Origin of the sequence: Sinomicrobium sp. (assembly GCA_029266035.1) — a bacterium.
Classification (GTDB): Bacteria; Bacteroidota; Bacteroidia; order Flavobacteriales; family Flavobacteriaceae; genus Sinomicrobium.
The window spans coordinates 153,560-169,391 of record JAJUFH010000001.1 but is presented as its reverse complement, the minus strand read 5'-3'; the positions used below and the strand labels follow the sequence as shown (position 1 = coordinate 169,391).

At 42.3% G+C, this 15,832-nt stretch carries 16 protein-coding genes; 11 read left to right on the top strand and 5 right to left on the bottom strand.

The window, feature by feature from the left end; all coding sequences use genetic code 11:
- Nucleotides 1–7: 7 nt before the first annotated feature.
- Nucleotides 8–1,414 carry a DUF4403 family protein gene (locus ACYZZR_RS00685; RefSeq protein WP_461532060.1) on the bottom strand — a complete coding sequence of 469 codons (1,407 nt, stop codon included), beginning with the start codon at nt 1,412–1,414 and terminating at the stop codon, nt 8–10.
- A 120-nt stretch (nt 1,415–1,534) separates the two neighbouring features.
- Between ACYZZR_RS00685 and ACYZZR_RS00680 the strand changes: the two genes are divergently transcribed.
- The 5 genes from ACYZZR_RS00680 (at nt 1,535) to dnaG (ending at nt 7,154) form a co-directional block, all read left to right on the top strand.
- A complete protein-coding gene (locus ACYZZR_RS00680; protein ID WP_461532059.1) occupies nt 1,535–2,512 on the top strand; it encodes a polyprenyl synthetase family protein in 978 nt (325 codons plus the stop codon).
- Nucleotides 2,513–2,598: 86 nt separating this feature from the next.
- Complete coding sequence (locus ACYZZR_RS00675) at nt 2,599–3,165, top strand: RNA polymerase sigma factor (protein WP_461532274.1); 567 nt, start codon at nt 2,599–2,601, stop codon at nt 3,163–3,165.
- Complete coding sequence (locus ACYZZR_RS00670) at nt 3,152–3,892, top strand: hypothetical protein (RefSeq protein ID WP_461532058.1); 741 nt, start codon at nt 3,152–3,154, stop codon at nt 3,890–3,892. The genes ACYZZR_RS00675 and ACYZZR_RS00670 overlap by 14 nt, the downstream gene beginning before the upstream one ends.
- 30 nt (nt 3,893–3,922) lie before the next feature.
- Entirely contained in the window at nt 3,923–5,020 is a 1,098-nt protein-coding gene (locus ACYZZR_RS00665; protein ID WP_461532057.1) for a porin family protein, read from the top strand.
- A gap of 154 nt (nt 5,021–5,174) precedes the next feature.
- Entirely contained in the window at nt 5,175–7,154 is a 1,980-nt protein-coding gene (gene dnaG, locus ACYZZR_RS00660; RefSeq protein ID WP_461532056.1) for a DNA primase, read from the top strand.
- Between the two features lie 15 nt (nt 7,155–7,169).
- Here dnaG and ACYZZR_RS00655 read toward each other — a convergent pair whose 3' ends face one another.
- Nucleotides 7,170–7,799 (bottom strand): response regulator, encoded by a 630-nt coding sequence (locus ACYZZR_RS00655; protein WP_461532055.1) that lies wholly within the window; start codon nt 7,797–7,799, stop codon nt 7,170–7,172.
- A gap of 287 nt (nt 7,800–8,086) precedes the next feature.
- Nucleotides 8,087–8,875, bottom strand: coding sequence for an NAD(+) synthase (gene nadE, locus ACYZZR_RS00650; protein WP_461532054.1), 789 nt, complete (start codon nt 8,873–8,875; stop codon nt 8,087–8,089).
- 104 nt (nt 8,876–8,979) lie between these two features.
- Between nadE and gldB the strand changes: the two genes are divergently transcribed.
- Together gldB and gldC are read left to right on the top strand one after the other, a co-directional pair.
- Nucleotides 8,980–9,942 carry a gliding motility lipoprotein GldB gene (gene gldB / locus ACYZZR_RS00645; protein ID WP_461532053.1) on the top strand — a complete coding sequence of 321 codons (963 nt, stop codon included), beginning with the start codon at nt 8,980–8,982 and terminating at the stop codon, nt 9,940–9,942.
- A gap of 52 nt (nt 9,943–9,994) precedes the next feature.
- Nucleotides 9,995–10,330, top strand: coding sequence for a gliding motility protein GldC (gldC, locus tag ACYZZR_RS00640; protein ID WP_461532052.1), 336 nt, complete (start codon nt 9,995–9,997; stop codon nt 10,328–10,330).
- A gap of 22 nt (nt 10,331–10,352) precedes the next feature.
- On the opposite strand, the gene yihA is transcribed toward gldC, so the two are convergent.
- Entirely contained in the window at nt 10,353–10,955 is a 603-nt protein-coding gene (yihA, locus tag ACYZZR_RS00635) for a ribosome biogenesis GTP-binding protein YihA/YsxC (protein ID WP_461532051.1), read from the bottom strand.
- Nucleotides 10,956–10,965: 10 nt separating this feature from the next.
- Nucleotides 10,966–11,730 carry an alpha/beta fold hydrolase gene (locus ACYZZR_RS00630; RefSeq protein WP_461532050.1) on the bottom strand — a complete coding sequence of 255 codons (765 nt, stop codon included), beginning with the start codon at nt 11,728–11,730 and terminating at the stop codon, nt 10,966–10,968.
- A 353-nt stretch (nt 11,731–12,083) separates the two neighbouring features.
- Between ACYZZR_RS00630 and mraZ the strand changes: the two genes are divergently transcribed.
- From mraZ to ACYZZR_RS00610, 4 genes are read left to right on the top strand one after another with little or no spacing between them, the layout of a single operon-like run.
- Nucleotides 12,084–12,551, top strand: a complete 468-nt coding sequence (mraZ, locus tag ACYZZR_RS00625) for a division/cell wall cluster transcriptional repressor MraZ (RefSeq protein ID WP_461532049.1) — start codon at nt 12,084–12,086, stop codon at nt 12,549–12,551.
- On the top strand, nt 12,532–13,434 hold the full coding sequence (gene rsmH / locus ACYZZR_RS00620; protein ID WP_461532273.1) for a 16S rRNA (cytosine(1402)-N(4))-methyltransferase RsmH: 903 nt from the start codon (nt 12,532–12,534) through the stop codon (nt 13,432–13,434). The genes mraZ and rsmH overlap by 20 nt, the downstream gene beginning before the upstream one ends.
- Nucleotides 13,435–13,468: 34 nt before the next feature.
- Nucleotides 13,469–13,792 (top strand): FtsL-like putative cell division protein, encoded by a 324-nt coding sequence (locus ACYZZR_RS00615; protein WP_461532048.1) that lies wholly within the window; start codon nt 13,469–13,471, stop codon nt 13,790–13,792.
- 37 nt (nt 13,793–13,829) lie between these two features.
- Complete coding sequence (locus ACYZZR_RS00610) at nt 13,830–15,830, top strand: penicillin-binding protein (RefSeq protein WP_461532047.1); 2,001 nt, start codon at nt 13,830–13,832, stop codon at nt 15,828–15,830.
- Nucleotides 15,831–15,832 lie beyond the last annotated feature (2 nt).

The following is a 15,832-nucleotide window of genomic DNA, read 5'->3' as shown; positions in this document are numbered from 1 at the left end:
ACAGGGACTATTCCAGGCCGTCTATTGAGACAAACACCTTGCCTTTGAGTTTTACCAGAGCTATCATGGCATTGGTGGCCAATTGCATACGGTCTAGTTCGATGTCTTGTATTTCTCCGTTCACAAAAACACCTTTTGTAGGAGAATAATTGTGGAGGTACTGTCCCATCATTTCCTTGCCTTCAGCTATGTCGGATGCGATAGAATACCGGCACTTTTCTTGTAATTGGAGAAGTACATAATTGCCGGCCAGCCACTGTGCCGATTTCAACAGGGCGTTTTTGGTGTCCAGGACATAGTCTAACTTGTCGAAATAGACCTCTTTGGTTACCCGGTTGTACTGTGGATACCCGGCTAGGTATATAGTTCCCTCAACACTGCCCGATACCTCGAGAGCGACGATTATCTTTCCTTCCTTGTGCCAGATATCGACTTTCTCTACCGATATTTTTCGCCTGCCTTCCCCGAATTCGTAACCCTTGAAATTTTTGGTAATCACTCTTGAAGCATCTTTGTACGACGATATCACAGCGATGCTGACATTTATCGATTCCGGAATTTCTGTTACCGGTTTAAGTGCAATAGTCTCTTGGTCGAAAACTGTCGGGGGTTGTTGACCGATAACTGTTTCCATAATACACTTCATACCCATTTTGAAGAAAATGGTCTGATCTTTCAGGCTGGCATCGGTGATATATAATTCCTGAGGAATGATGCGCATCCAGCTTTCGTATGTGTCGCTCATCTGGAAAGGGGTGCTTATCTTTTGTAGGGCGTCCAAAACATTGGGCTTAAAATCGAGTGTTTCTCTGATAGCCTGATCTATACTCTTTTCTATCGCCGATCGGAACAAGGCGACTGCCGGATTGACCAAACTGGTTACCGCAACTTTTTGCCCCATGATATTGGTGGAAGGTTCTTCATTCCATATCAGCGATTTTAAGCTTGTATTGGTGCGTATCTCCCAGTTGAAAAGACCGATGTCGCTTATTAGAGTGACGGTTCCGTTTAGGTATATGTCACTGATGTCGTCGAGTGGGAGGCCAAAGTTTCTGGCGCTAAATTTGTATTGTATCAGCGCCTTGAGCGGAATCACTGTTTTGAGTTTTCCGTTTTCGTTTGTAATGGAAATTTTCTGTTCTTTCCACACCTTCATCTTCAAATCGTCTTCTTCAAAATCGTCGTCTTCGTAAATGAGCCCGTCGAAGGAACTGTTGGTCATACGCTCTACGTCTTTTAGCTTTATACTCACCGGAAGATTGATAAACGAGTGTGTGTTTTGATAAGCGGTAGAGGCTGCCTCATCGGGTTCAGGTTTTAGGGTTTCTATCTTTTTGGTAGTCGAACAAGCTGCAAGGAGCATACAGATCAAAAGGCAGGAAAGTAATGTATTTGTGCGTATGTTGTTTTTCATGACGGAGCACGGTTAAAAAGTGCCTAAAGATAACAATTTAATTTCCTGTTCAATTTGTCTGAAACACCCCGAGTCATTACTACGGTATAATTACAGCTTTTTTATATCTTTGAGGCCGTGATGAAACCAGTGGAAAGAATAAAACAACCCATCTATACAGAGATGGAACTTTTCGAGAAAAAGTTCCGTGACTCCATGTCTTCAAAGGTTTCGTTGCTCAATCGCATCACTTATTATATCGTAAACCGCAAGGGAAAGCAGATGCGGCCTATGTTTGTGTTTTTGGTCGCCAAAATGGTTTCGGGTGGAAAGGTAAACGAGCGCACTTATCGCGGTGCTTCGGTCATAGAGCTTATCCACACCGCAACTCTGGTGCACGACGATGTGGTAGACGACAGCAATCGGCGGCGCGGTTTTTTTTCCCTCAATGCACTGTGGAAAAACAAGATTGCCGTATTGGTAGGAGATTATTTGCTCTCTAAGGGGCTGTTGCTCTCTATAGACAACGACGATTTTGATCTGCTAAAGATTATTTCTGTCGCAGTCAGGGAAATGAGTGAAGGTGAGCTGCTTCAAATAGAAAAAGCTCGGAAGCTCGATATAACTGAAGAGGTGTACTACGAGATCATCCGCCAAAAAACGGCTACCCTTATAGCTGCCTGCTGTGCCCTTGGAGCCTGTTCGGTAAAACCCGGATCTGAAGAAACCGAAAAGATGAGAAAGTTTGGCGAACTCATAGGTATGGCTTTTCAGATTAAAGACGATTTGTTCGACTACGGTGAAGAGCGCATAGGAAAACCGACGGGAATAGATATCAAGGAACAGAAAATGACTCTCCCTCTTATATACACCCTTAATCACTGCTCTGAAAAAGATAAGCGCTGGCTTATCAACTCGGTGAAGAATCACAATAAGAATGTAGTGAGGGTTAAGCAGGTTATCAGTTTTGTAAAAGACAATGGCGGACTTCAATACGCCGAGCAAAAGATGAAAGAGTTCCAGAAAGAAGCTTTGGATATACTGAACACTTATCCCGATTCTGAATACAGAGACTCTTTGCAACTGATGGTCAACTACGTCATAGATCGCAAAAAATAGATTTCTTCAAAAAAAGGATGTTCAAGCAACCTTTTTTTAAAGCGGGGCGTCTATATAAATGAAAGTACCCGATGAAACGACGATTTTTGAAGATTATACCACTGCATAAAGACGAAAGACAATTGTTGCGCAAGGCGGCTGCAAATCACCGAGGGGCCCAACAAGAACTGTACAATAAGTACGCACCCAAAATGCTGAGTGTATGTCGCAGTTATGTAAAAGACGAGCATTTTGCAGAAGACGTGATGATAGGGAGCTTTTACAAAGTATTTACAAATCTCGAATCTTTTCGTTTTGAAGGGAGTTTTGAAGGATGGATACGGCGGATTGTAGTTCGGGAGTGTATTTCCTTTTTGCGCAGGGAAAAATCGCTGTCTTTTGTTGAGGCCAATGCTTTTCCGGAAAATACTACAGTGAATATACCAGAAACAGACCTTCCGGATGTGGAAGAGATACAAATGCTTATCGATCTGCTACCCGAAGGCTATAAAACCGTTTTGCTGATGTATGCCGTAGAAGGGTATTCGCATCGGGAAATAGCAGACATCTTAAATATCTCTGAGAGTACGTCAAAATCGCAATTGTTTAAAGCGCGAAAAATGCTAAAAAACCGTATGTTGGAGTTAAAGAGAAAAGAAAATGGAACGAGATAAACTAGATAGACTGATAAAGGAAAAGCTAGAAGCGAGGCGTATAACTCCTTCTGTATCTGCCTGGAACAGCTTGGAGCAACAACTCGAAAACCGACAGACAGCCGCATCGGGACGAAGGAAGATATGGCTTTATGCCACCGCTTCTGCAGCTGCCGTACTGTTGTTGGGATTGCTGTTGTTGGAAAACCGGCCTGAGCAGGAAACGGTACCTGCAGTTGTTAGCACAGTGAAAACTGTTGATACTATCTCGACAAGAGTTGAAAATAAGGACGAGAAAGTAGAAAATAAGAATGTAGAAATAGCTGTAACAGCAGAGCAAACGCCAGTTCTCGAATATCCGGAATCTGTGAAACAAAGGCATATTGAGGTAGATGCCCCTCCGGTAGATAAAACCGTAGAAGAACCCGAGGTACAAGCTGTACTCGTTCAAGCCGAAAACACCGAAAAGGCGAATAAGGAAGACGAGAAGGTTACCGGTATAGTGTCGAAACTTTTGGAAATTAACAAAGAGAGAGAAGTGACCGACGAAGATATCGAAATGCTTCTCGCACAGGCACAGCGTGAAATAGCCGTAGAACGCATGTCAGATAACAGGGGTAGTATAGATGCTATGGCACTGTTGGACGAGGTGGAGGCCGAGATGGATCAGTCTTTTCGAGAAAAGGTGCTGGAAGCATTGAAAGAGGGGCTAGCCAAAGTAGGTACGGCGCTTGTCAATAGAAATTAGTACAAAAATCATCCATAAAATCCATTAATCATGTTGCGAATTGTTTTGTATGTCACCTTGGTGACCATGACTTTTATTGTCCAAAATTTAAAGGCACAGACTCCAAAAGACAGCCTCGACACAAGTATCAAAGAAGAGCTTCTCAAGACCTATAAACAGGAGAGGGAGCGTATAGTTTCGGAAGAGAAATCTAGATTAAAAAAGGAAGTAGAGCGCATACAAAGCCTACAGCGAGGAGGGGAGATTACCGCTGATGAAGCACAGCGACGGAAAGAACAACAAGCAAAGCGATCGGCTTTAAACATCGAGAACAGATTGGCCATTTTAGAAAATAAAATGGCTTTGGCAGAGCGGGGAGAATACGAAAAATATAGAGATGAAGGGAATGAAGCCGTGTTGAGAATAAATTTTGGGGCAGAAGAGGAAGCCGATGGAGATCGTCTTTTTGGAGTAGTGTTCGACAGTGGTAACAAGAAAAAAAAGTACGACAAAAAAACGACTTCTAATCTCGTTATAGGAATAGGACTCAACAATGCTATTATCGAAGGACAATCGCTTAACGACAGTCCGTATAAAACTTGGGGAAGTAGGTTTTTTGAATTGGGATGGCAATGGAAGACAAGATTGCTTAAAAACAGTAATGCTGTACGGGTGAGTTACGGACTCTCTCTTCATTCCAACGGACTGAAACCTAAAGATAATCAGTATTTCGTGAGCGAGGGGGCAATGACTTCTCTGGAGTCTTTTCCACATAGCTTGAAAAAGAGTAAATTCCGCCAAGATCATCTTGTAGTTCCTTTGTTTTTTGAATTTGGACCTTCGGAAAAAAAGGAATACGACGATTATTTTAGGTATTCTACAGACAAGAAGTTTAAGGTAGGCATAGGTGGCTATGTGGGAGCAAGCTTAAGTTCGAGACAGAAACTGAGATACCGGGATGAAAATAGAAGTAGAAGCAGAGAAAAGCTAAAAGGCGACTATAATACCAACGATTTTGTCTACGGTTTGGCGGCCTATGTGGGAAGAGGTGATATGTCAGTTTATTTAAAATACGATCTCAGTCCCATTTTTAAAAATCCCAATCCGGAACAGCGGAATATTTCTCTCGGGCTCCGTTTTGAGCTGTGAGGTAATTTTAAAAACACTCGATAGAAAAATTAAATTCCGTATTTTTGGTTTCCGATCCGCAGGAATTTAATCATTAACCCAACACCAAGTAACTTATTAACCCAAACCACAAACAACCACAACCCAATAACCCAATAACCAAAAGACAACAGCTTTGATCTCTAAAGATACCATAGATAAAGTTTTTGAGGCATCCCGAGTAGAGGAGGTAATAGGCGACTTTGTACAGCTGAAGAAGTCGGGTTCGAACTTTAAAGGGTTGAGCCCGTTTACAGATGAACGCACGCCGAGTTTTATGGTATCTCCGGTAAAGCAGATATGGAAGGATTTCTCGTCGGGAAAAGGGGGGAATGTGGTGGCTTTTTTGATGGAGCACGAGCATTTTACTTATCCTGAAGCTGTTAAATACCTAGCTCGTAAATACAATATAGAGATAGAGGAAACGGAGCAGACCGACGAGCTGAAGCAGCAAGCCGATGAGCGCGAGAGCATGTATCTCGTAAGTGAATTTGCTCGAGACTATTTTGAGGATGTGTTGTGGAATACAGAACCGGGAAAAGCCGTCGGACTCACTTATTTCAAGGAACGCGGATTTACAGATGAGACCATACGCAAGTTTGGGCTCGGCTATTCTCCCGACGAATGGGAGGCTTTTACTAAAGAAGCACTTGCCAAGGGATATCAGTTGGAATTTCTCGAAAAGACGGGACTGACCATTGTAAAAGAAGACAACAGAGGAGAAGGAAACAGGCAGTTCGACCGTTTTAAAGGGCGAGTGATGTTTCCAATACAGTCTATGAGTGGTAGGGTTTTGGGCTTTGGTGGACGGATATTGAAGACCGATAAAAAGGCTGCAAAATATCTCAACTCTCCCGAAACCGCTATTTATCACAAGAGCAAGGTACTGTATGGTATTTATCATGCGAGGCAGGCCATAGCGAAAGAGGATAACTGTTTTTTAGTAGAAGGCTATACCGATGTAATCCAGTTTCACCAAAATGGTATTGAAAATGTGGTTGCTTCCAGCGGAACGGCACTTACTCCTGAGCAGATAAGACTTATACATCGGCTCACCAATAATATTACGGTGTTGTTTGACGGTGATGCTGCCGGTTTGAGAGCATCCTTACGCGGGGTTGATCTCATATTGGAGCAGGGGATGAATGTAAAGGTCTGCCCCCTGCCTGACGGTGAGGATCCCGATAGTTTTGCGAGAGCAAATTCTTTTGAAGACTTGACGCTTTTTCTACGGGAAAATGCCACCGACTTTATTCGTTTTAAGGCTTCGTTACTTATGGAGGAAGCACAAGACGACCCTATTCGCAAGGCGGAGACTATAAGAGATATTGTAAACAGTATTGGGAAGATACCCGACAGAATACAACGTGAGGTTTATGTGCAGGAGTGTTCACGAATTATGGATATCTCGGAAGAGGTGCTCTTTAATACCCTGGCACAGATGGGGCGTAAGGAGATTGCAGAAGCCAGTAAAAGGCAGCGTCAGCAGCGACAACAAGCGGGTATGGAAGTGGTTCGGGAGCAACCTAGCCCTGCAAAAATAGATCAGCAATATGTGTTGGAGCGCAAGATCATCGAATTATTGCTTATTTACGGCAATAAAATTGAAGAATTTGAAGATCAGGTGCTAAAGCAAGACGAGAAGGGAGAATTGAAGATGGAAAAAATTGTGAGCGAATACCGAGTTTTTGAAAAGGTGTTTCTCGATTTACAAGAGGATGAGGTAGAGTTGGGAAATGAGGTGTTTAGAAAACTCTTTTCAGTGCTTGTAGAAAAATTAGGTGGAGCCGAAGATTTTTCGATAGACCGTTTTGTACAGGATTTGGAGCCGGATGAAGCCAGAGAAGTGACTTCTATACTGATGGACGAAGAAAAATACATGCTGCATCGATGGGAAGATCAGGACATATTGGTGAAAGACAAAACACAGACGGTAGCACAGCTGGTGAGTGAAACCATCCTCAATTTACGTTGTTATCTCATAGATAAAAGAGTAGGGGAATTACAGCGACAAACACTGGAAAAAAAAGATGGTAATCCAGATATCCTCGAGGAGATCATAAATTACCATCAATTAAAACGTATGCTTGCCCAAAAACTCAATCGAGTGCTTTAGTTGAGGGAAATTTTATTAGTACAGTTCCAGTGCCTTGGCCTGTTGCAGCATATCTACCATATTATCTACATTGAGTTTACGCATTAATCTGGCTTTGTAGGTACTTACAGTTTTTTCGTTGAGCCCGAGTTCTTCGGCGACGTATTTGTTTCGCTTGCCTTCGGCAAGTAACTTTAAAACTTCCACTTCTCGAGTAGAGAGTTTTCTAAAGAATTTTCTCGGCTTGTTGGTGCTCTCGTCAAAGGCGAGGCGTTGCGCCAACTCGTTAGTGATGAAGAGCCCACCATTGGCAATTTTCGTAATAGCTTCAGATAGCATTTGAGTGTCTGCATTCTTTGAGAGATATCCCGAAGCTCCGGCTCGTAAAGTACTCAATGCATAAACATCTTCAGACTCCGAACTAAAAATGAGTACACGGGCTTGAGTCTGTTCTTTTTTTAATTGTCGCAGTGCAGTAATCCCGTTCACTTCGGGGATATTCATTTCCAGTACGATGATGTCAGGTTTTAATTGGGGTAGAAGGTCAAATAGCTCAGAAGTGGTGCGTGCTGTTCCCACTACATCGATTTCTTTATTGCCGCTCAGCGCTGCAATAATGCCATCTTGTACTACCGGATGGTTGTCGGCAATCAATACTTTAATCATAATGATTTGTTTTTATTTAGGATCAGTTAGGTTCACATTGCGAAACAAACCAACGCAATTAAGTAGGAAAGTTAGCCGGTATTATATAGTAGATTTGAGGTTAGCGGCGGTAAATGTACTTAAAAAAAATATCTAATGCAAGATAAGCAGGGCATATTTTGTTATTTATGTAGTTAAAATACTATAAAAAAAGTTTAATATTCTGTTAAAATTTTATAAAATACACTTACAATGAATGATTTTTTTGAATATAGACATATCCGGTTTTCCGGAAATTCTCGGGTCTTTTATTTTAGTGACGGAGGAATTTTACACCTTGGTATGGGGGTCATTTTGTGTTTGTTAGCTCTGTTGAGCCTGCGATATATCGTCAATACTGTTTTTTGTCGTCCTGTGAAATCCTCTGGTTTTTTCCCTTCTTCATCTACAAGCATAGCCCATTCCAATTCCGGATAGGAGGCACCTATCTGGTCTTCATCGGTTCGGTCGTCTCCCCACAATCCATCAGTAGGAGGGGCTTGTTGAATTTCTTCGATAATACCGAGCTGGGCGGCAATTTCGTATACTTCTGTTTTGAGTAAATCGGCAATGGGACTGAGGTCAACTCCTCCATCTCCGTATTTGGTGTAAAAGCCCACTCCAAAATCTTCCACCTTATTACCCGTCCCTGCCACTAGGAACCCCTTGAGCCCTGCAAAGTAATAGAGGGTGGTCATTCGCAGTCTTGCTCTAGTATTGGCAAGAGTCATAAAACGATCTTCTTCTTTAGGTACGGCGGGCAGACTGTTTACCAGGCTGTCGAATACCGGACTGAGGTCGACTGATTGTGATGAAATATTGCCGTACTTGTCTTTGAGCCATTTGATATGCCCACCCGCCCTGCTTACTTGCTTTTCCTCTTGGTGTATGGGCATTTCGAGGCACAATACTGGATATCCGCTAAGCGCGCACAGTGTGGAGGTCACCGCTGAATCGATACCTCCAGATATACCGATGACAAATCCTTTTGTGCCAGATTTTTGTACGTATTCTTTAAGCCAATCTACAATATGTTTTATTACTTTTTCAGTTTGCATGTGTTTGTTGATTAACTGTGCTAATTTTGCACAGATAAGATTTTGTTCTCTGCCGATAAAATTATTAAAAAGATTTATCGTTTATACATATTAATTTAATAGGTATGCGAAAAGTAGTATCAATTGTAGTATTTGCTGTAGTTTTGTTTGTCTCTTGCAAGGGAGATCACGGTTTGGAAGATCAAATAAGCAAAATTCCGATTGAGCTTCACCTTAACCGATTTGACAAGGACTTTTCGGAAGCTGAGCCCGCCGATCTTCCTCGATTAAAAACCAGTTATCCCTTTCTTTTTCCAGATCGGTATCCAGATAGTATATGGATTGCAAAAATGAAAGATAGCCTGCAAATTGAGCTATCTGCTGAAGTACAGCAAGCATTCCCCGATTTCTCTACAGAACAGGAGCAGCTGAGAAAACTGTTTCAGCACATCAAATACTACTTTCCTCGTTTTGAAGCTCCCGAAGTGGTAACGCTGACCTCTGATGTAGATTATCAGAACCGAGTGATTTGGACAGATAGTCTGTTGTTGGTGTCTTTGGATTGTTACCTAGGAGCCGATCACCATTTTTATAGAGGGATTCCAGTTTATGTGAGTAAAAAGTTTAGCGGTAAAAACATAGTGCCGGAGGTAGCCCTGGCATACGCTCGAATGCAGGTACCTCCCAATCACAAACGAAGCTTTGTCGATGAGCTGATCTACGAGGGCAAGCTCCTTTACTTTTGCGACCTTTTTCTTCCAGAGGTATCTGATGCCCAAAAGATGGGATACACCGAAGAGGAAATAGCATGGGCAAAAGCTAACGAACAGGAAATGTGGCGTTATTTTGTAGAGCGGGATCTGCTGTTTTCTACCGATTCTAGGCTTAGTGACCGCTTTATTCTTCCGGCTCCGTTTTCAAAATTTTATCTGGAATTGGACAATGAGTCTCCGGGGGAACTCGGTCGTTTTATAGGATGGCAGATTGTCAGGTCGTATATGAAAAACAATAATGTATCTTTGCAGCAATTGCTACAGCTTCCGGCCGAACAGCTGTTTCGGGAGTCTCGCTATAAGCCGGGTAAATGAGTCGATAAAATTTAGAATTAAAGCGTAAACACCCTTATAAAGTAAAATAGATATGGCTAAAACACATACTTCAGATATAAAACTTACCGTAGAACTGGATGAGAACAGAGTTCCGGAAAAGCTGAGGTGGACTGCCAAAGATGGAGGAATAAAAGAAGAAGAGGCCAAGGCAATGCTACTTTCTGTGTGGGATAGCAAACAACAGGAAACCCTTCGCATCGATCTTTGGACTAAAGATATGCCGGTCGATGAGATGAAGGTGTTTTTTCACCAAACTCTTGTGGCTATGGCCGATACCTTTCACAGAGCTACACAAGATGAAAAAATGACGGCTACTATGCGGGATTTTTGTGCGTATTTTGCAGAAAAACTGGAATTGAAAAAGTAGGGAAGGCTAGCTTCTAAGCGCATTAGTTTAATTGGCGATTGATTTGGTCAATATATCCCAACAACTCGTCTTTTCCCAAACCATTTTGAGCAGAGGTCACTATGTGAGGAGGAGCCTCTTCCCAAGCGTCTTCGGTCAATTTTTGCATATATTCTTCGGTCTTCTTGGTGATAGCTGCGGGTTTGAGCTTGTCTGCTTTGGTAAACACTATAGTGAAAGGAATTCCATTTGTTCCCAACCAGTACATAAATTCCAAATCTATTTTTTGAGGATCCAGTCGTATGTCGATAAGCACGAATGCCGCAACTAATTGCTTTCGCTTTTCAAAATAATCGGTAATCAGCTTCTGGAACCCCTGTCGTTGTTTTTTAGACACGCGCGCATAACCATAGCCGGGAAGATCTACCAAAAACCAGCGGTTGTCTATGCGGAAATGATTTATCAGTTGAGTCTTTCCTGGTGTTCCGGATGTTTTTGCTAGCCCCTTCCTGTTGGTCATCATATTGATCAGCGAAGATTTGCCTACATTAGACCGACCGATAAAGGCGTATTCCGGAATCGGATCTCTTGGGCATTTGCCTACATCTGTATTGCTGATTACAAATTCTGCCGTGTGAATCTGCATAAAATTGGGTTTAAAAATTTCTCTTGTTCAACCATTCTTCCATCAAGCTGTTGAACTCATCGGGATGCTCCATCATTGGAGCATGACCACATTTGTCTATCCAGTAAAGGTCGGAATCGGGTAGGAGTTTGTGAAATTCTTCGGCTACGTTTGGAGGTGTGACCGTGTCGTTTTTCCCCCAGATAATACAAGTGGGAGTGTTCATATTTGGGAGGTCCTTGGCCATATTGTGGCGAATTGCACTTTTGGCAATGGCCAGTGTTTTGATGAGTTTTGAACGGTCGTTTACCGTGGCATAAACCTCGTCTACAATTTCCTTGGTAGCTACCTTGGGATCGTAAAATACATCTTCACTCTTCTTTTTGATAAACTCGTAGTTTCCCCGCTTTGGATATCCATCGCCCATAGCGCTCTCGTACAAACCGGAACTCCCTGTGATTATAAGCGCTTTAACGTGTTCGGGAAACATCTTTGTGTGTAAAAGTCCAATGTGACCCCCTAGGGAATTGCCGAGTAGAATGACCTGATCCAACCCTTTGTGCTGAATAAATTGATCTAAGTATTTGGCAAAACTCTTTACATTGGTTCGCAATAGAGGCTTGTTGTATATCGGTAGTTCGGGAGCAATAATTCTGTATCCTTTTGTGGAAAAGTGTTCGGTAACACCGTTGAAGTTACTCAAACCTCCCATAAGTCCATGAAGTATAATGACGGGAGTTCCTTCTCCTACTTCTAAATAAGAATATTTTCCTTCTTTCTTAATGTTCTGTACCATTAATAGGTTCGTTTCTAAGTTAGCAAATTTACATAAAAATGTTTCACGGCAAATCTCAGGGCGTGTCTATACACTTATTTTTTTGATAAAGTACAATTATATCGAAATTAAAAGGTGTTTTAGTTCAGCAATTTCGTTGAAATACTTAAGAAATAGATACGATTATCATGAAAAATATACTGGGATGAGTGTAGTGTAAATCACATCAAGTTACTCCTTTTTCTACGTGAATAAATAAGGTGTTTTACAGCTAAAAAAACAAAACTTATCAACAAAGTGGTAAAAAGTGGTAAAAAGTGGTAAATAATTCCATATATTTGAAAATACAAATACGGAGTGCTTAAGGCTTGATAATGAATAGTTTTATAGGGACATATGAATGTAAAGCGGATGCAAAGGGTAGGATAATGCTTCCTGTTGCTCTTAAAAATCAGCTTTCACCACTGTTGCAGCAAGGTTTTGTTTTAAAGCGTGCTGTGTTTCAGTCTTGTCTTGAACTCTACCCTATGGAGGAGTGGAATGCGCTGATGGTAAAGATGAATAAGCTAAACCGGTTTAAGAAAAAAAACAACGATTTTATAAGAAGGTTTACAGCTGGAGTGCGAATGGTTGAGGTGGATGCTGCCGGTCGATTACTCATACCGAAAGATCTGGTGTCATTTGCGGGAATAGGTAAGGAAGTGGTGTTGTCATCGGCTATAAACATTGTTGAGGTCTGGGATAAAAATAGTTATGAACAGGCTATAGATGATGCTGCATTGGATTTTGCAGAGCTGGCCGAAGAAGTAATGGGAGATGACGATGAAGGTACCGTATCATAAGCCGGTTTTGTTGAAAGAGTCTGTAGATGGGCTTCGGATAAAGGAAGATGGAGTGTATGTGGATGTGACCTTCGGAGGAGGGGGGCATTCTCGTGAAATATTGAGTCGCTTAGGTGAAAAGGGAAGGCTTTATGCTTTTGATCAGGATGAAGACGCGCTTGCGAATCGTATTGACGATGAGCGCTTTGTGCTTATTCATGAGAATTTCAGGCATATTCGACGTTTTTTGCGCTTGTACGGGGTTCGGAAAGTGGACGGTGTGTTGGGTGATTTTGGAGTGTCTTCTCATCAGTTTGATATGGCGGAAAGGGGGTTCTCTACCCGATTTGAGGCCAATCTTGATATGAGAATGAGTCGGAGAAATGAGCTCTCCGCTTATGAGGTGGTCAATGAATACGATGAAGAGACATTGCGTCGGGTGCTCTTGCAGTACGGTGAGTTGAAAAATGCACGTGCTATAGCTCGAGCTGTGGTGGAGGCGAGAAAAGCTACTCCTATTCACACTACGGAAGCGTTGAAAAGCGCACTGCGCCGTTTTCTGCCAGCACATAGAGAAAACAAAGTGTTGGCTCAGATATATCAGGCTTTTCGAATCGAGGTGAATGGTGAGATAGAGGCTCTTAAGGAATTTTTGATACAGATGCCTGAATTGATAAAAAAAGGGGGGTATCTCAGTTTGATAAGTTATCACTCGCTGGAAGATAGGTTGGTAAAGAGGTTTGTGCGTAACGGTATGTTTGAAGGGGAGCCGGAAAAGGATTTCTACGGCAATGTGGATGTGCCCTTTAAGAAGTCGGGAGGTTTGATAGTGCCCGACCCTATGGAGATTGAGTTAAATAATAGAGCGAGAAGTGCGAAACTCAGGATAGCTGAACGCGTTTAAAAACGGAAGTGAAAACTTAATTTATATACGCACTATGAAGAACAGGTTGATCGATATACTAAAAGGGGAGTTTCTGGTCAGTGAAGACGCCGTTAAAAATTGGCGTTTTATCCTTTTTGCTTCGGCTTTGGCAATATTGATGATAGCCAGTTCCCATAGCGTGGATAGAAAGGTGCTCCTGATTTCACGGCTCAATGACGAGGTTAAAGAATTGAAAAGTGAGTATGTAGATACTAGGGCTACCATGCAGCAAATGAAACTGGAATCGGCCATTATGGCTCGATTGAAAGATAAGGGGGTGAAGCAGTCTGAGATACCACCTAAAAAAATAGTGATTGCAGAAAGTAATATAAAATAGAACGTATTTATCGCGAAATAAAGCTCAGTACGGTATTATGCCAGTTACAGAAAAGAAAATATTAAACAGATTGTATTTCCTCGCTGGGTGTATGTTCTTGTTTGCGCTCGGTGTTGCGGTAAAGCTGGTGTATATTCAAGTAGATGGTGAAGAATATCGTCAGATGGCAGAAGAGAGGACGATTCGGAATTTTACTATTCCGGCCAATAGGGGAAATTTGTATTCTGACGATGGCAGTTTGTTGGCTACCTCTGTCACTAAATACGATATCCGTTTCGATGCCCTGACAGCCTCTTCCCAGAATTTTGAAAAATACCTAAAGCCTCTCTCGGATAAACTTTCCGAAATGCTTGGAAAGTCGTCTTCTTATTATCAGAACGCTTTCCGTAAGGCGAGGGTCAATAAGAATAGGTATCTGCTTGTTGCGAGAGATTTGGGATATGCAGATTATATAAAGATAAAGAGTTTTCCACTTTTTGAACTCGGACCCTATAAGGGAGGAATCATTGTAGAGCAGCACGTAGAGCGCGAGCATCCTCTCGGTAAAATTGCCGAGCGCAGTATAGGTTACGAGCGTTTGGATGGTAGCGGTCATGAACTGCGAGTGGGCTTGGAAGGAGCATACGGAGAATATTTGGAAGGAAAAGAAGGGAAAAGGTTGAAGCAGCGCATAGCTAAGGGGCAGTGGAAACCAATTAGCGATAATAACGAAGTAGAACCCCGAGACGGTTATGATGTGGTGTCGACCATAGATATCAATATTCAGGACATTGCCCATCACGCTTTGTTGGCTCAGTTGGAAAAATACAAAGCTGAGCACGGTACCGCTGTGGTGATGGAGACCAAAACAGGCGAGGTCAAGGCAATTTCAAACCTCGGACGTACCTCCGATGGTAAGTACTATGAAAAACTGAACTATGCCATAGGAGAGTCGCACGAACCGGGATCTACCTTCAAATTGATGGCTCTGGCTGTGGCTCTAGATGACAAAGTAGTAGATACCAGCGATATTGTCGATACCGAAAAAGGAGTAGTTAGCTATTACCGTAGAAAGGTGAGAGATACTAAGTATGGTGGATACGGGAAAATAAGTATAGGGCGTGCTTTTGAGGTCTCTTCTAATGTGGGGGTCGTCAAGACGATTCACGATCACTATAGTGACAACCCGAGAAAGTTTGTAGATAAACTTTATGAGATGGGGCTTAATAAGCCGCTCGGGCTTTCTATAAAAGGAGAAGGAAAACCCTATATACCCGATCCTCGAGATAAGAAGAGGTGGAGTGGAATAGCTCTGGAATGGATGGCTTTTGGGTATGGAGTGTCTCTTACTCCCTTGCAAACGCTTACGTTCTACAATGCTATTGCCAATGATGGGGAAATGGTGAAACCCAGGCTTATCAAAGAGGTGAGAGAGTGGAATAAGACCATTAAAAAGTTTGAAAAAGAAGTGATAAATCCTCAAGTATGCACTCCGGAAACAGTGAGTAAATTACAAGGGATGCTTAAAAATGTAGTGCTTAAAGGTACTGGTAAAAGACTTTATTCTCCCAATTTCTCTATGGCGGGTAAAACTGGGACAGCTCAGAAAAATTACAACCCGAAGAACAAGCAACGCCTACAGTATATCTCCACTTTTGCCGGATATTTTCCAGCCGATGATCCGGAGTATTCCTGTATTGTAGTTATTCACGAACCCGATAGGAGTGTGGGGTATTACGGAGCTGATGTGTCGGGACCGGTATTTAAGAGTATTGCGCAAAAAGTCTATACCAGTTCGCCGGTAGAAGATGTGGTTAAAGATTTGGAGCAGGACAAACCGGAAACCGAAAAAGACTACCAGTCATACTATGCAAAAGCACAGCAGTCAGGTAATGTAATGCCCGATGTGAAAGGAATGAGCGGTATGGACGCTATACCCTTGTTGGAAAATTTAGGGCTTAAGGTGAAGACTATTGGTAGTGGAAGAGTAAAAAGGCAGTCCGCGAGTGTCGGAAATAAGATAAAACCTAACGAAACCGTAGTGTTGGAGCTTTCGTAGAT

Bases quoted from the DNA above. Each gene is read 5' to 3' on its own strand.
- ACYZZR_RS00685 (WP_461532060.1), bottom strand. From the start codon at position 1,414: ATGAAAAACAACATACGCACAAATACATTACTTTCCTGCCTTTTGATC.
- ACYZZR_RS00680 (WP_461532059.1), top strand. From the start codon at position 1,535: ATGAAACCAGTGGAAAGAATAAAACAACCCATCTATACAGAGATGGAA.
- ACYZZR_RS00670 (WP_461532058.1), top strand. From the start codon at position 3,152: ATGGAACGAGATAAACTAGATAGACTGATAAAGGAAAAGCTAGAAGCG.
- ACYZZR_RS00665 (WP_461532057.1), top strand. From the start codon at position 3,923: ATGTTGCGAATTGTTTTGTATGTCACCTTGGTGACCATGACTTTTATT.
- ACYZZR_RS00655 (WP_461532055.1), bottom strand. From the start codon at position 7,799: ATGATTAAAGTATTGATTGCCGACAACCATCCGGTAGTACAAGATGGC.
- nadE (WP_461532054.1), bottom strand. From the start codon at position 8,875: ATGCAAACTGAAAAAGTAATAAAACATATTGTAGATTGGCTTAAAGAA.
- gldB (WP_461532053.1), top strand. From the start codon at position 8,980: ATGCGAAAAGTAGTATCAATTGTAGTATTTGCTGTAGTTTTGTTTGTC.
- gldC (WP_461532052.1), top strand. From the start codon at position 9,995: ATGGCTAAAACACATACTTCAGATATAAAACTTACCGTAGAACTGGAT.
- yihA (WP_461532051.1), bottom strand. From the start codon at position 10,955: ATGCAGATTCACACGGCAGAATTTGTAATCAGCAATACAGATGTAGGC.
- ACYZZR_RS00630 (WP_461532050.1), bottom strand. From the start codon at position 11,730: ATGGTACAGAACATTAAGAAAGAAGGAAAATATTCTTATTTAGAAGTA.
- mraZ (WP_461532049.1), top strand. From the start codon at position 12,084: ATGAATAGTTTTATAGGGACATATGAATGTAAAGCGGATGCAAAGGGT.
- rsmH (WP_461532273.1), top strand. From the start codon at position 12,532: ATGAAGGTACCGTATCATAAGCCGGTTTTGTTGAAAGAGTCTGTAGAT.
- ACYZZR_RS00615 (WP_461532048.1), top strand. From the start codon at position 13,469: ATGAAGAACAGGTTGATCGATATACTAAAAGGGGAGTTTCTGGTCAGT.
- ACYZZR_RS00610 (WP_461532047.1), top strand. From the start codon at position 13,830: ATGCCAGTTACAGAAAAGAAAATATTAAACAGATTGTATTTCCTCGCT.